Raw genomic sequence first — 14001 nt, forward strand, 5'->3', positions numbered from 1 at the left:
CATGAATGAAGCCGCGTTTATCCGTGTTAATCCCGAGAGCAAATATCGTGCTTAATATCAATGCATGGTTTATGTATGGTTAATGTAATTATCGTATTTAATATGTGGGGAATTTAGACGGTTATCTGTAATGTGTATTTAATACCTGGGCAATCTGATTTCCGGTCGGTTTGACTGTCGAGATTTTTCGTGTCGGCGGGTTGAAATCGCGCGAACATAAGCCAGCTCGGCGCCTACTGGATATATGCGTAATTCGTATCAGTCGAACAGAAAAATCAATTGGACTCATGTTGCGACGCGCCATAACATGGCGCTTATCTCATTAACACCCGCCAGGTCGACGCGTCATGTCAGTCAAGTCCATCACTTCCGCACCCGTGCGCCGCGAACGCAGTCCGCTGCAGGCGCTCGTCGTCGTCACGCTGTTGACGGGGCTCGGCGCGGGTCTCGGCGGCATGTTGCTCGCGTTGCTGCTGCACGGCATTCAGCACCTCGCATTCGGTTATAGCGCGGCGCATCTGGTTAGCAGCGAGAGTTTCCTGCAAGGCGTCAGCGGCGCATCGCCCGAGCGGCGCGTGATCGTGCTGACGATCTGCGGTCTCGTCGCGGGACTCGGCTGGTGGTTGCTGTATCGCTTTGGAAAGCCGCTGGTCAGCATTCGCCAGGCCGTGAAGTCCGACGATCCACGCATGCCAATGCTGAGCACGACCGTGCATGCGGTACTGCAGATCGTCACCGTCGCACTCGGCTCGCCGCTCGGCCGCGAAGTCGCGCCGCGCGAGATCGGCTCGGCGCTCGCCGGTTGGTTGTCGCGCCGCGCGGGACTGTCGGTGGCGGACAGCCGGGTCATGGTGGCGTGCGGTGCGGGCGCGGGTCTCGCGGCGGTGTACAACGTGCCGCTCGGCGGCGCGGTGTTCGTACTCGAAGTGCTGCTCGGCACCTTCGGCTGGAAGGCGCTCGTGCCGGCGGTCGCGACTTCGGCGGTGGCCGCGCTGGTCGCACAGGCGGGCCTCGGCAACGAGCATCAGTACCTGGTGCCGTCGCTGACGCTCAATGCGTCGCTCGTGGTGTGGGCGGTAGTGTGCGGGCCGGTATTCGGCGTCGCGGCATGGGCCTTCACGGCGCTGACGAAGCATGCACGCGCTCAGGCGCCGAAAGATTGGCGTCTGCCGGTGCTGTCGCTGCTGAACTTCGCGATCATCGGCGTGCTGGCGATGCATTTCCCGCAGTTGCTCGGCAACGGCAAAGGGCCGGCGGGCCTCGCGTTCGACGGCGGCCTGAGCCTGAGCCTCGCGGCGATGCTACTGGTTCTGAAGGTCGTGATCACGGCGAGCAGTCTGCGCGCCGGCGCCGAAGGCGGTTTGCTCACGCCCGGACTCGCGAACGGCGCGTTGCTCGCGATCGTGCTCGGCGGGTTGTGGAGCATGTTGTGGCCGGGCGCGTCGCTGGGCGCGTTTGCGATCGTCGGCGCGGCGGCGTTTCTCGCGGCTTCGATGCAGATGCCGATTACGGCCGTGGTGCTGGTGTTCGAATTCACCCGCGTGAGTCACGACTTCCTGATTCCGGTTCTGTTCGCGGTCGGCGGAGCGATGCTGGCGTATCAGGCTTGCGTGAAGTGGGTTCCCGCGTTGCAGGCCAGCCTGGGTCTGAGCTGGAGTGGGGCGAGCAAGGCTCGCTGACAGCGTGGGGACCATCTGAGCGTTCGCGGCGGGCGGGGGCGTTCATGCGCGAACGGCGCGGCCTCGTTTCGACGGATTCGGTTTGCTCTGCGCGGCATTCTCGTCCGTTACACGATGAGGACCGTCCGACGCGCGCGCGATCAACTCCGGCGTCCACACCTCTTGCAGATCCTTCGGCGATTTGCCCGCAAAGCGTTCGAGCAGCATTTCCGCCATCCGCTTGCCGGCACGGTGCGTTTCGGCCGTAAAGGTCGTGAGCGCCGGCTGGACGTAGCGGCCGATCGGATGATTGTCGCCGCCGATAACACCCACGTCGCGGCCCGGCACCTTGCCGGTTTCCGCGATGCCGCGCAATACGCCCAGCGCGATCAGGTCATGGCCGCACACGATGGCGGTGGGCGGGTCGGGCAGTTCGAGAAGGCGCCGGGCGGCATCCGCGCCGCCTTCTTCGGAAATCGCGGCTTCGACACAGAGGGCCTTGTCGAATTTGATGCCGGCGGCGCGCAATGCGTCCGCATATCCCTGATGTTCGAGGTGGCTGAACATCAGATACTCGGGGGCATGGACGAGCGCAATCCGCCGATGCCCCAGCGCGATGAAGCGCGCACAACCGGCGCGGCCCACCACGCGATGATCGATATCGACATAGGGGAAATCGTCGGAGGTCTCGCTTCTGCCGAAGGCGACAAACGGAATGTCGTTATCGAGCAGGTAGGCAATGCGTTCGTCCTGCCGACGCGTGCGCCCGAACAGCAGCGCATCGACGCGCTGGCGTTCTATCAGGCGCTTGAACACGTCGAGCTCCGCCTCCACGCTTCGTGCGGAAGCGACGATGACCTGGTAGCCGCTGTTGTCCAGCGCATCGTTTACGCCCATCAACATGTCGAGAAAGAACGGATGCGCGAATGACGTTTGCGGCGCCGACACGACGAACGCGATCGTGTCGGCCGATTGCCGGCGCAAGCGGCGCGCGGCCGGGTCCGGGGAAAAGCCGTGCTGTTCCGCTGCTTCCAGTACGCGCTTGCGGGTCGCGGGACTGACGTCCTCGCGGCCATTCAGCGCTTTCGACACCGTGCTGATCGACAGCTTGAGCATGGCTGCAAATTCGTGAATGTTCATTGCGCTTTTCTCTGGGTTCGCTGGGGATCGAAAACGATTTTCGACATTCTACGCGACCGTCCGGCGACTTCAGGAATTGGGAGGAGAGCGGCCGATTTCACGGCTCTGGTTTGCGTGCCTTGAATTTTCGTTGGTACACGGCTATGCTGTTATCGAAATCGTTTTCGATCAATCCTCGTGATGTCCGTGCTGAGAAGCCTGGCGACCGCTATGACCTTTTCACTTTCAACCGTCCGTAACGAACGTCTGGATCCGCTAGAGATCGTCCGCCTGCGGGGACTCGCGATCGCCAATATGGAAGATGCCAGCCTTTGGCGGTGGTTTTCGCTGCTGCTGCAAGACTCGCGCATAAGGTGGTGCGTTGCCCACGGCAGTTGGCTGGTGTCGGTCGACCATCGGCATGTGGCGACCGAAGCGACCTTCGATGAGGCAATGCGCGCCGCGAAGGCCCGAGTGGAAAAGCCAGGAAAACGGCGCTGAGTCGCCGGTTCAAACGCAGCGATGCCGCTCGCGCAAACGCTACATCTTCTCGGTCCATTTTCTTGTCAGTTCCAGTCGCTCGAAGCGATCGATCAATGCCTGCGTGAATACGCGAATTTTCGCGGGCTGGTGCCGGCGGCTCTGGTACGCGAGATTGATCGTCAGGCGCGGCAGTTGCCAGTCGTTCAATATCGGCACGAGCCGTCCTGCGACGATTTCGTCGTGGATGATGTAGAGCGGCTGGATTACGATGCCCATGCCGGCCCTGCCCGCGGCGCAGATCACCTGGCCTTCGTTCGAATCGAGCGCGCTGACGATCGGAACGTCGCGTGTCTCGGCGTCTCGCGAAAGATGCAGTACGTACGGGTCGACCGCGAGGTCGTACACCAGCATCCGGTGACGCGCGAGATCTTCCGGCGTTTTCGGGCGGCCGTGCTTCGCCAGATAGCCTGGAGACGCCGCGAGAACCCGCCGGGTTTCCGCAAGCCGTCTGACCGTGATGCCTGAATCGCCTTCGTGCTCGCGCGTGCGGATCGCGACGTCGATGCCGGCTTCGATGAAATCGGGGTAACGGTTGGCCGCGACGATCTCCACCGATAGTTCGGGATACTGTTCATTGAATTCGGGCAGCCACGGCGCGAGCTGCATCATCGCGAACGATACGGAGCTGGTCACGCGCAACGTGCCGCGCGGATTTACCGTGGCGTCGCCGGCGGCCGCGTCTGCCTCGGCCATCTCCGCAAGAATCGCCACGCAGCGACGGTGATATTCGCGTCCGGCGTCGGTCAGCCACAACCGCCGGGTCGTGCGTTCGATCAGGCGCGCGCCGAGGCGGTCCTCGAGCGCCGCGAGCGTGCGGCTGGCCGCCGCGTTGGACATGTCGAGACGCTCGGCGGCCTTCGACAGGCTCCCTGTTTCAGCCGTCAGAACAAAAAAATGAATCTGGGTCCATCGGTCCATGCCGGGATTCTTCCGCTGGGTGGAAATATCATTTCACTATAGCGTGTTTTTTTCCTCCCGCATGGCGCTTAACATTCGACAATCAAAAATGGCATAACGCCTATGTTCCGGAGACCCACGATGCGCAATATCAGCGAAGACACCATTACCCAGGCGGTACTCGCGTCCATGGACGGCTGCGGCGATAAACGGCTGCATCGGATCATGACGAGCCTCGTGCAGCACCTGCACGCGTTCGCCCGCGATGTCGAACTGACCGAGCAGGAATGGTTTCACGCCATCCAGTTCCTGACCGACGTCGGTCACATCACCGACGACAAACGGCAGGAATTCGTGCTGCTGTCGGACACGCTCGGTCTGTCGATGCTGGTCACGACCCAGAACAATCGCAAGCCCGCCGTGTGCACCGAGGCGACGGTGCTGGGGCCTTTCTTCGTCGACGGCGCGCCGCTGTTCGAAAACGGCGCCGATCTGTCGAACGGCGCGCCGGGTTCGCCGTGCTTCGTGAGTGGCCGCGTGCGCGGTGTGGACGGCGAGCCGGTGGTGGGCGCGTGGGTCGATGTGTGGCAGTCGGATGAAGACGGTTACTACGATGTGCAGAAAGTCACGGACGCAGTCGGCGACATGACGCACAGTGCCCGCGGCAAGGTCTGCACGCAAGCGGACGGCAGTTTCCACTTTCGCTCGATTCTGGCCGAGGCTTATCCGATCCCTTACGACGGCCCGGTCGGCCGGATGCTCGATGCGCTCGGCCGGCATCCGTGGCGGCCCGCGCATCTGCATTTCTGGATCAAGGCGCAAGGCTATGAGCCGCTCATTACGCACGTGTTTCGCGCCGGCGATCAATACCTCGATTCCGATTCCGTGTTCGGCGTTCGCTCGAAACTGATCGTCGAATGGGTCGGGCACGAGCCGGGCATTGCTCCGGACGGCACGCCGATGGATATTCCGTTCCACACGCTCGATTACGACTTTGTTCTCAACCCGACCGGGAGTGACGCATGATTCGCCATATCGTGATGTGGCGGGTTCGCGGCGATACGCCGGAAGAAAAGGCCGCGTCGCGGCAACTCGTCAAGAAAAGTTTCGAGGGCCTGCGCGGACGGATTCCCGGCATGACGCATCTGGAGATCGGGCTCGATTCGAGCGCGGTGGATTATGCGTGCGATGTCGTACTCGTGACGGATTTCGAATCGCAGCAGGCGCTCGACAACTATGCTCAGCATCCCGAACATTTAAGGGTGAAGCAGGTGCTGGGCGATGTCCGGATTGCCCGCTTTCAGGTCGATTATCAGGTCGACTATCAGGTCGACGCCAATACGCAACGTCAGGATTCCACGCATGCCCCTACATGATTTCGTCTACAACGCGCGGCCCGCTCGTGTCGTATTCGGCGCCGGCAGTTTGCAGCATCTCGAACGCGAAGTACTGAATCTGAACGCCCAGCGCGCGTTGATTCTCTGCACGCCGCAGCAGCGCGATATCGGTGAAGCGCTTGCCGCGCGGCTCGGCTCGCGCGCGGTCGGCATTTTCGATCGCGCCGCGATGCATGTGCCGATGGCGCTCGCGATCGAAGCGCGCGAACAGGCGGCCGCGTTGGGCGCGGACTGTGCGATTGCGGTGGGCGGCGGCTCGACGATCGGGCTCGGTAAAGCCATTGCATTGGAATCGGGTTTGCCGATCCTGGCCGTGCCGACGACTTACGCCGGCAGCGAAATGACGCCGATTTACGGTCTGACTGAAAACAGCCTGAAGCGAACCGGGACCGACCTGCGGGTTCTGCCGCGCACCGTTATCTACGATCCCGAACTGACCGTTTCGCTGCCGGTCGATCTGTCGGTCACGAGCGCGATCAATGCGATCGCGCACGCGGCCGAAGGTCTCTATGCGCGCGACACCAACCCGGTGATGAATCTGATGGCGGAAGAGGGTATCGCGGCGATCGCGCGTGCGTTGCCCGGTGTCGTTGCGGATTCGGGCGATCTGCACGCGCGCGCTGACGCACTGTATGGCGCGTGGCTGTGTGGAACCGTGCTCGGCAATGTGGGCATGGCATTGCACCACAAGCTGTGTCATACGCTCGGCGGCAGTTTCAACCTGCCGCATGCGCAGACTCATACGATCGTGCTGCCGCACGCGCTTGCCTATAACGACAAGGCCGCGCCGGACGCGATGCGCAGAATCGCGCGTGCGGTCGGTCATGACAATGCGGCGCTGGGTGTCTACGAACTCGCGCGCGCCAATGGTGCGCCGCTCGGACTGAAGGACATCGGGATGGACGGTGCGCAACTCGATCGCGCGGCGGAACTGGCGTGCGCGAATCCTTACTGGAATCCGCGTGCTGTCGAATATGCGGCGATTCGTGCGCTTCTTCAGGATGCTTTCGATGGCGTTGCGCCGCGTGTTTAACGTCGTGCAGAAGTAAAAGCCGGTTCTCATGAAAACGGCGCAAAGCCATGCTTTGCGCCGCTTTTTTATCGTGCCGCTTCTCGCTCTCGCTCTCACTCTCGCCGCGTCGCAATCATCGCGGGCAGCTTCCTGCGCGACAGTACGATCAGCATCGTCGCTGAAAGCAGCGCGGGAACGGCCGCCGCGATGAACAGCCTGGAAGACGACCAGTGCAACTCCATCAGAATGCCCGCAGCTATCGGACCGACGATCGATCCCGCGCGTCCGATCCCGAGGCTCCATCCCACGCCGGTCGCGCGCAGCGTGGTCGGATAGAGCGTGGCCGACAGCGTGTTATTGGCCGGCTGCCCGCCGACGATGCCGAAGCCGCTAATCGTCACGAACACCAGCAACAGCAGAAACGACGCATGGGCGCTCTGGCCGATCGCCGCGATCGACAATGCGGCGATCAGGTAACACGGCACCAGCACGCGGGAGAAGCCCCAGCGATCGATCATCGGACCCATCGCGATGGTGCCCGCTACGCCGCCGATTTGCAGCAGCGTTCCGGCAATGGCCGCGCTCGACACGTCGTAGCCGGCGTCGGTGGCAATCGTCGGCAGCCAGTTCGCGAGGAAAAACAGATCGAGCAGATTCAGGAAATTGATGCCCCAGAGCAGCAGCGTCGTGGCCGCGCGGCCCGACGCAAAAAGCGCGCGGACCGGCGCACCTTGATGAGTCGATTCATGAACACGATAGCGGTGGTTTCCGTATGCGTCGATAGACGGATCGATTTTGTTCAGGCAGAACGCGACCTGATGCAGATCGCGCCCACGCAACGCGAGAAACTGCATCGACTCGGGCAGAAACGTGAGCATCGCCAGCGCCACCAGCAGCGGAACGATGCCGCCCGATACGAACACCGCCTGCCAACCCCACAGCGGAATTACCGCAGCCGAAACGACGCCGCCGAAAACGGCGCCGCCGGTGAAGCCGCACGATACCCACATCATCAACGTGACGCGTTTGCGCGCCGGACTGTATTCGCTGACGAGAGAGATCGCGTTTCCCATGATCCCGCCCATACCGAGGCCGGTAATGAAGCGCAGAATCAACAGTTGCGGCAGCGTGGACGCGAGCGATGTAGCGAGCATGCACAACGACAGAAACGCGGTCGCGCCGATCAGTACGGGCCGGCGGCCGATCCGGTCGGCGACCGGCCCAAGCACCAGCGAGCCGATCAGCATGCCGATCAGGCTGGTGCCGAACACCGGCCCCATCGCGGAGCGCGATACGCCCAGCGCATGCATCACGGACGGCGCGACGAAACCCATCGCCTGTACGTCGAATCCATCCATCACGACCGACAGCCCGATCAGGATCATTATTCCGATCTGGAAGCGGCCGATCGGCCGGCGGTCGATTACCGCCGAAATATCGATGGCATCGTCAGATCCGACGGGGACGACATTTCCGTCGAGTCGCTCAGCGTTCATACAGGCTCCCGGTGAACAGCGCGCCGTTGCGTTCGGCGATGCTACCTGTTATTTCAGGCCGAACAGACGGCGTGCGTTGTCGCGTCCGATCTTGCGACGGTCGTTCTCGCTGATTTCGCAGCGATCGAACCAGCCCGCCGCATCTTCGTGTTTCTCGAAAGGATAGTCGACGGAGTACATGATCCGGTCGCTGCCGACTTCCAGCATCGTCGACAGCAATGTCGGCGTGCGGAAATTGCCGCTTGTCGTGATGTACACGTTTTCGCGCAGATAGTTGCCGATCTCGCGCTCGCACGGCATGCCGCGCCGGCCTTTGCGCAGGATATGGTCGATGCGCCAGACGTTGAAGGGAATGCCCTCGCCGAAGTGGCCGAGAATCATCTGGAGTGCCGGGTGGCGGTCGAACAGGCCGCCCGACATCAGCCGCAGCGCGTGCGCGGCCGTTTCGACGGCGAACGCCCATGTCGGTCCGGTCAGCCACGGGCGGTCGTCGTAAATCGGCTCGCGGCTCGCGAGCGGATCGCGCGGATGCATATAGAACGGTTTGCCGAGCGCCGCGGCGTGGGCCCAGAAGTCGTTGAACTGCGGCGCGTCATAGTAGACAACCGTTTGCTCGTCGCCGACCTGCGAGAAACCGTTGACGAGAAAGCCATGAAAGCCGAGCTCGGCAACGCAGCGCTCGAGTTCGCGCGCGGCCGCTTCCGGGTCTTGCATCGGCAATGCGGCAAAACCGCCGAAGCGGGTGGGGTGCCGCTGAATCTGCTCGGCAAGAATGTCGTTCGCATGCCGTGCAACGTCGATCGCCCGGCCGACATCGGGAATGGACTGCACAGCCGGCGAATTCAACGACAGGATCGACAGTTCGGTGCCCCATTGATCCATCTGGTCCAGGCGTTGATTCTCGAAGTCCAGCAGGTTGCTGCGCAGGTGCGTCCACATCTCCGGGCGTGCATAGACTTGCGAATCGGCAATCGTCAGGTCGATTGCGAAGTGTTCTTCCAATGCAATTTTGTCTTTCATTTCAGGTACTCCGACGAGGGTGAGAGGCAACGCCCAAGCGTGGCAGTTGCGCTGTTTTGTCCGTATATATTTGAAAAATCAATTAAGTCGAGCCGAGTATATGCTTGATTTATCAAACATGAAGTCGGGAATACCCTGGCATGAAACGGGTTCCTTGCGACACGTTGTGGCGGCCACGCTCCGGAGCGATATACTTGAAACTGCAACTACATTCGAACCCCGGATTTTTCAGGCAAACCGAACATGGCCAAACGAACTGAGGCAGCGATCAAGGTCGACCATGATCTCGAAGCGGCAATTCCCTATCTGGTTGCGCGAACCGGTAGCCGCATGGGCAACGCATTTGCGAAGGCGCTGAAGCCCTACGGCTTGAGCCTGACGGAGTGGCGCGTTTGCGCTTCGCTCGGACATACGCCGCACCAGCGTCTGTCCGAGCTGGTGGTGACGGCCTGCGTCGACATGTCGGCGCTTTCCCGCATCGTCGACCGGCTGGTTGCGCAAGGGCTGGTGTTCCGTCAGAAGAACGAAGAGGACGGACGGGCGATCCGCCTGTCGCTGACCGCGGACGGCGCACGCCTGACGCAGGAGATCGTGCCGCTCGCCGAGCACTACGAGGTGGTGGCGGTGAACTGCTTTACGAAGTCCGAGATCAAGGTGCTGCGCGATCTGCTCAACCGTTTATACGAGAATGTCGCTCCGCTCGCGTGATCTTCGCGTCTTCGTGCCGTTCACATGCGGAGGTCGGATACCGGCATAAGCTTTTCTCAAATGCTTCCTTGGTTTGATGGGGTCGTTTCGCTAGACTCAGGTTGATTAATCAACCATAGTCAACCGTCCCGCTATCGCTGGGACGGTGTTGCCGGACCGCCCGCAATGAACCTCGCCTCTTTCCCGACCTATCCGACAGACGGTTCGACGTCGCCACAACAAGGTCATTCGAAAAGACTTGGAATCGGCTGCTCGGTTGCGCTTCACGCGTCCGCTCTGGCCGCATTAATCCTGCTTGCGCAGCACAAGCCCGAGGCGCCGCCGGTCGAGAAAACGATTCGGCTCACGCTGGTTGCGCCTGCTCAGGAGCCGCAGCCTGTGCCCGCGCCGAACAAGCCCGTAGCAGTGCCGACGCCGAGCCAGCCGCGCAGCATCAGTCCGCCGCCTCGCCGCATCGCGCCGCCGAAGCCCGCGCATGTCGAGAAGCCTGCTGTGGCGGCGGTTGCGCCGCCACAGCAGGCGGCCGAACCGCAGCAGGACGCCGCTGCGCCGCAGCCGGCAGCGCCGGTGCAGTCGGCGCCACCCGCGCCGCCCGCACCCCCGGCAGTGGTCGGCATGAGCGGTATTCCCACCGATTACGTCAATCAGGTCTATGCGCGCATCAACGCGCAGGCCGTCAACCATTACCCGCGCGCCGCGCGAGTACGGCAGTTGCAGGGCCGCGTGCGCTACACGCTGACGATGAGCCCCGACGGCCGCCTGCTCGATTGCCGTTTGCAGTCGTCGGGCGAACCGATACTCGATCAGGCCGCGGAAGACGCGATTCGCGCGGCAGCGCCGTTTCCAAAGCTACCTGATCTGGGCGGTGCGACCTATCAGTTGACGGGCGTCATCGCGTACACGATTGCCGATTGATCGTTATTAGCAGCTTTTCTCTGGAGGAAATTCGAATGAACGTAGCGAATCTGTCGGGGCAGCTGTCTCCGTGGAATCTGTTCCTGCACGCCGACATCGTCGTGAAGGCCATCATCGTTTTGCTGGCGCTCGCATCGGTCGTGAGCTGGGCCGTGATCGGCGACAAACTGATCCGCTTCGGCAAGCTCAAGCGCCAGGCCGACCAATGGTTGCGCGTCTTGCAGAACCGTCACCCGCTCGCGAAGCTGTCGGCTGAAACGGCTCGACAGCCGGCCGATCCATTCTCGCGCATCTATCGTGCGGTGCTCAACGAGTGGGATGAAAGCCACGCACAAGGCGTGGTGAACGACGCGCGCGGCAGCGACGGACTCAAGGACCGCCTTGGCCGCGTCGCGCAACTGGCGACCGGAGTCGAACTGGAGACGGCGCAACGTGGGCTGAGCCTGCTGGCGACGATCGGTTCGGTGAGCCCGTTCGTGGGCTTGTTCGGCACGGTGTGGGGGATCATTCACGCATTCCAGGGTATTGCGGCATCGAACAATACGAGCCTCTCGGTGGTCGCGCCGGGGATCGCCGAAGCGTTGTTCGCGACGGCGCTGGGCCTCGTCGCCGCGATTCCGGCCGTGATCGCATACAACCGCGCGAGCGGCGAATTGAACAGTTATGCGAATCGTCTTGGGACCTTGACCGGCGTGGTCGAGATTCAACTGGCGCGCCTCGTGGATGCAGGGCAGTCGACGATCGGTTCCGACGACGAACCACGCACACCGAAAGCGACGAATCAAACCGCGACGGCACGCTCGCACGACACGGCTGTGGGTCTTTCGGCTCAGGTGGGTTGACCATGGCCGTCAACCTCGGTTCGCGCAACACGCGTAACGCTTACGGCAACGCGGTCGTCGCCGCACCGGTGAGCGAGATCAACGTCACGCCGCTGGTCGATGTGATGCTCGTGCTGCTGATCGTATTCATGGTCGCGGCGCCGCTGATGACCTCGGGCGTCAAGGTCGACCTGCCGACCAGTCAGGCGCAGCCGCTCAAGGAAGAGCATGCGCCCATTCAGGTCTCGTTGACCGGCGACGGAAAAGTGTTCGTCGATAAAACGGAAGTCAGTGCGGCATCGCTGGGTCAAACGCTGGATAGCGCGGCAGGCGGGGACAAGTCGCGCGAGATCGATTTGCATGGCGACAAAGCGTTGTCGTACGGCAGCGTGATTCGCACGATGGGTTCGATCAGCGACGCCGGCTTCTCGAAGATAGCGCTCGTTTCAGAGCCGCCGAAGAGCAACTGACAAATAGTTCAGGAAATTCATGTCAGCGTATTTTGACGACGCTCACCGGCGCGGGGTGAAGCGATTGCAAGCCAGTTTCACGGGCCGCTCGGAATGGCCCACCTGGCTGGTGCTGGTGACAGTGTATGGGGGGTGGGGCGGCACACTCGTGCTGCTCGGTGCCGGCGCGATTCGCTTGCCGACCGCGACAGTATTGCTCGTCGTGCTGTGTGCGTGGTACATGTCCGTGCAGCACGAATTGCTGCATGGACACCCGACGCGCTCCGTCCGCGTGAACAAGCTACTCGGTTATGCGCCGCTTGCCGTCTGGTATCCGTATACGTTGTATCGCGACAGCCATCTGCGGCATCACCAGGATGAGGACCTCACGGTGCCGGGCATCGATCCGGAGAGCAACTATGTCAGCGCGGAGCATTGGGCGCGGATGCCGCCCTGGCAGCGTTTGCTGTGGCGTGCGCGCAAGACGCTGTCAGGGCGTCTGCTTGTCGGCCCGCCGATAGCCGTGTTCGGCATCGTCATGGACACGCTGCGCGAATGGCGCTCAGGCGATTACCGGTACGTACCCATGTGGCTGGCGCACGGCACACTGGTTGGCGTGATGCTGTTCGCGATACAGCGGTGGACCGGCATGCCCGCCTGGTACTACCTTCTGGTCGTATCGTGGCCGGCGCAGTCTCTCGCGATGGTGCGTTCGCTGTACGAGCACAAGGCCGCGCCGACCAGCAGCGCGCGCATCGTGATCAACGAGGCCGGCCCGCTGATGCGACTGCTCTATCTGAACAACAACTATCACCTGGTGCACCACGATCTGCCGGCTTTGTCGTGGTATCAACTGCCCACCGTCTATGCGATGCGTCGCGCCGAATATATCGAGAAATGCGAGGGATTCAGAATGACGGGTGGCTATGGAGAATTGCTGTCCCTCTACGCGTTTCGCACAACCGACGCGGTGGTGCATCCGTACGCCGGAGAAGCGGCGCCGTCTGAAATGAATCAGCGATAACTCGCTTGCCCTGAAAATTCGAAGCGCGGGGCGGGGTGCCACAGGTTCACCGCGGTCGCGATCTGGTCGCCGACCCAGGCACGCTGCCACAGCACGAGACAAGGATCGCCGTTTTCCATTTGCAGACGGCGGCGCATGGGTACGTTCGGCACCTGCGCGGAAATCTTGAATTCGACGCGCTGCACCGGCGCCACCAGAATCATGTAACTGCCCGGCGTCTGTTTCGTGAAGTCCTGGCTGAGATAGTGCGGAAAGAGTTTCGGATGCACATAGCGGTCTTCGTACTGGATCGGCACGCCGTCTTCGAAATGCACGATTCGCGAGTGATAGACCTGTTTGGATGTACATCGCAGCGAGGTCAACGCGGCGGGCTCGTCGGTCGGATCGAGGCTGAGCACCTTCGCTGAATAGCGGCGCCCGCGGCTGCGAATTTCTTCGTCGATGCTGAGAATTTCGGCCAGCGTGGATTCGTGGCGCGGCGTGGCGACAAAAGTGCCGGTACCTTGCCTGCGGGTCACGAGTCCGGAATTCGCGAGTTCACGTAACGCACGCGCCACTGTCATGCGCGCGACGCCGAACTGCTTGGCGAGTTCGTTCTCCGATGAGATCAGATCGCCGGGTTTCCACGCGCCGGTGGTGATGCATTCGCGGACATAGCTCTTGATCTGTTCGTAGACAGGCGCGGTTTTCAGGTCGACGGTTGCTTCGATGCGAGTCTTGATCTCGGATTCCCGGTAGCCGGGTGGTCGTCGCGATTCCATTGCGCGTGAGCCTTGGTCGAAGTGAAGTTCTTGAATGGATGTTGACCTGCGCATAACCCTGATGGATCACGCTGCGCGCAGCACGTGAACTGGCGAACAGCGGCAGGTTGAATTCCGCAATTCTACTGCGTCGTTCCGATCCTCGCTCGATACTCCGATTGCCGGAACAGGTAGGCGTACG

15 protein-coding genes are annotated in these 14001 nt (G+C 62.0%); 10 read left to right on the forward strand and 5 right to left on the reverse strand.

Translation table 11 applies throughout. The features are described 5' to 3' along the window. The first annotated feature begins 347 nt into the window (after positions 1-347). Positions 348-1679 carry a chloride channel protein gene (locus PQQ51_RS25135; RefSeq protein WP_408499574.1) on the forward strand — a complete coding sequence of 444 codons (1332 nt, stop codon included), beginning with the start codon at positions 348-350 and terminating at the stop codon, positions 1677-1679. A 42-nt stretch (positions 1680-1721) separates the two neighbouring features. Here PQQ51_RS25135 and PQQ51_RS25140 read toward each other — a convergent pair whose 3' ends face one another. Continuing rightward, entirely contained in the window at positions 1722-2798 is a 1077-nt protein-coding gene (locus PQQ51_RS25140) for a LacI family DNA-binding transcriptional regulator (RefSeq protein WP_408499575.1), read from the reverse strand. 210 nt (positions 2799-3008) lie between these two features. Here PQQ51_RS25140 and PQQ51_RS25145 point away from each other — a divergent pair, with 210 nt between their 5' ends. Further along, a complete protein-coding gene (locus PQQ51_RS25145) occupies positions 3009-3278 on the forward strand; it encodes a hypothetical protein (protein ID WP_408499576.1) in 270 nt (89 codons plus the stop codon). A gap of 39 nt (positions 3279-3317) precedes the next feature. Here PQQ51_RS25145 and PQQ51_RS25150 read toward each other — a convergent pair whose 3' ends face one another. After that, positions 3318-4238 carry a LysR family transcriptional regulator gene (locus tag PQQ51_RS25150; RefSeq protein WP_408499577.1) on the reverse strand — a complete coding sequence of 307 codons (921 nt, stop codon included), beginning with the start codon at positions 4236-4238 and terminating at the stop codon, positions 3318-3320. Positions 4239-4358: 120 nt separating this feature from the next. Here PQQ51_RS25150 and PQQ51_RS25155 point away from each other — a divergent pair, with 120 nt between their 5' ends. Genes PQQ51_RS25155 through PQQ51_RS25165 form a run of 3 tightly spaced genes read left to right on the forward strand, consistent with a single transcriptional unit; the run spans position 4359 to position 6647 of the window. After that, positions 4359-5243: an intradiol ring-cleavage dioxygenase gene (locus PQQ51_RS25155; RefSeq protein ID WP_408499578.1), complete on the forward strand. Its 885-nt coding sequence runs from the start codon at positions 4359-4361 to the stop codon at positions 5241-5243. Beyond that, positions 5240-5593: a Dabb family protein gene (locus PQQ51_RS25160; protein WP_408499579.1), complete on the forward strand. Its 354-nt coding sequence runs from the start codon at positions 5240-5242 to the stop codon at positions 5591-5593. Before PQQ51_RS25155 ends, PQQ51_RS25160 begins: the two co-directional genes overlap by 4 nt. Then, positions 5580-6647: a maleylacetate reductase gene (locus tag PQQ51_RS25165; protein WP_408499581.1), complete on the forward strand. Its 1068-nt coding sequence runs from the start codon at positions 5580-5582 to the stop codon at positions 6645-6647. Before PQQ51_RS25160 ends, PQQ51_RS25165 begins: the two co-directional genes overlap by 14 nt. Before the next feature lie 92 nt (positions 6648-6739). On the opposite strand, the gene PQQ51_RS25170 is transcribed toward PQQ51_RS25165, so the two are convergent. Then, positions 6740-8122 (reverse strand): MFS transporter, encoded by a 1383-nt coding sequence (locus tag PQQ51_RS25170; protein WP_408499582.1) that lies wholly within the window; start codon positions 8120-8122, stop codon positions 6740-6742. 48 nt (positions 8123-8170) lie between these two features. Then, complete coding sequence (locus tag PQQ51_RS25175; protein ID WP_408499583.1) at positions 8171-9142, reverse strand: amidohydrolase family protein; 972 nt, start codon at positions 9140-9142, stop codon at positions 8171-8173. Positions 9143-9385: 243 nt separating this feature from the next. Between PQQ51_RS25175 and PQQ51_RS25180 the strand changes: the two genes are divergently transcribed. The 5 genes from PQQ51_RS25180 (at position 9386) to PQQ51_RS25200 (ending at position 13059) form a co-directional block, all read left to right on the forward strand. After that, the gene (locus PQQ51_RS25180) at positions 9386-9850 is read left to right on the forward strand and encodes a MarR family winged helix-turn-helix transcriptional regulator (RefSeq protein WP_408499584.1); all 465 of its coding nucleotides are present in this window, start codon (positions 9386-9388) and stop codon (positions 9848-9850) included. Between the two features lie 165 nt (positions 9851-10015). Beyond that, on the forward strand, positions 10016-10765 hold the full coding sequence (locus PQQ51_RS25185; protein WP_408499585.1) for a TonB family protein: 750 nt from the start codon (positions 10016-10018) through the stop codon (positions 10763-10765). 35 nt (positions 10766-10800) lie between these two features. Beyond that, positions 10801-11607 (forward strand): MotA/TolQ/ExbB proton channel family protein, encoded by an 807-nt coding sequence (locus PQQ51_RS25190; RefSeq protein WP_408499586.1) that lies wholly within the window; start codon positions 10801-10803, stop codon positions 11605-11607. Between the two features lie 2 nt (positions 11608-11609). After that, entirely contained in the window at positions 11610-12056 is a 447-nt protein-coding gene (locus tag PQQ51_RS25195) for an ExbD/TolR family protein (protein WP_408499587.1), read from the forward strand. A gap of 19 nt (positions 12057-12075) precedes the next feature. Next, positions 12076-13059, forward strand: a complete 984-nt coding sequence (locus PQQ51_RS25200) for a fatty acid desaturase (RefSeq protein ID WP_408499588.1) — start codon at positions 12076-12078, stop codon at positions 13057-13059. On the opposite strand, the gene hutC is transcribed toward PQQ51_RS25200, so the two are convergent. Next, complete coding sequence (gene hutC / locus PQQ51_RS25205; protein ID WP_408499589.1) at positions 13050-13820, reverse strand: histidine utilization transcriptional repressor HutC; 771 nt, start codon at positions 13818-13820, stop codon at positions 13050-13052. The two genes, PQQ51_RS25200 and hutC, sit on opposite strands and share 10 nt — an antisense overlap. Positions 13821-14001: the final 181 nt, after the last annotated feature.

The sequence above is a fragment of the Paraburkholderia xenovorans genome (genome assembly GCF_046030735.1).
GTDB classification, from domain to species: Bacteria; Pseudomonadota; Gammaproteobacteria; order Burkholderiales; family Burkholderiaceae; genus Paraburkholderia; species Paraburkholderia xenovorans_A.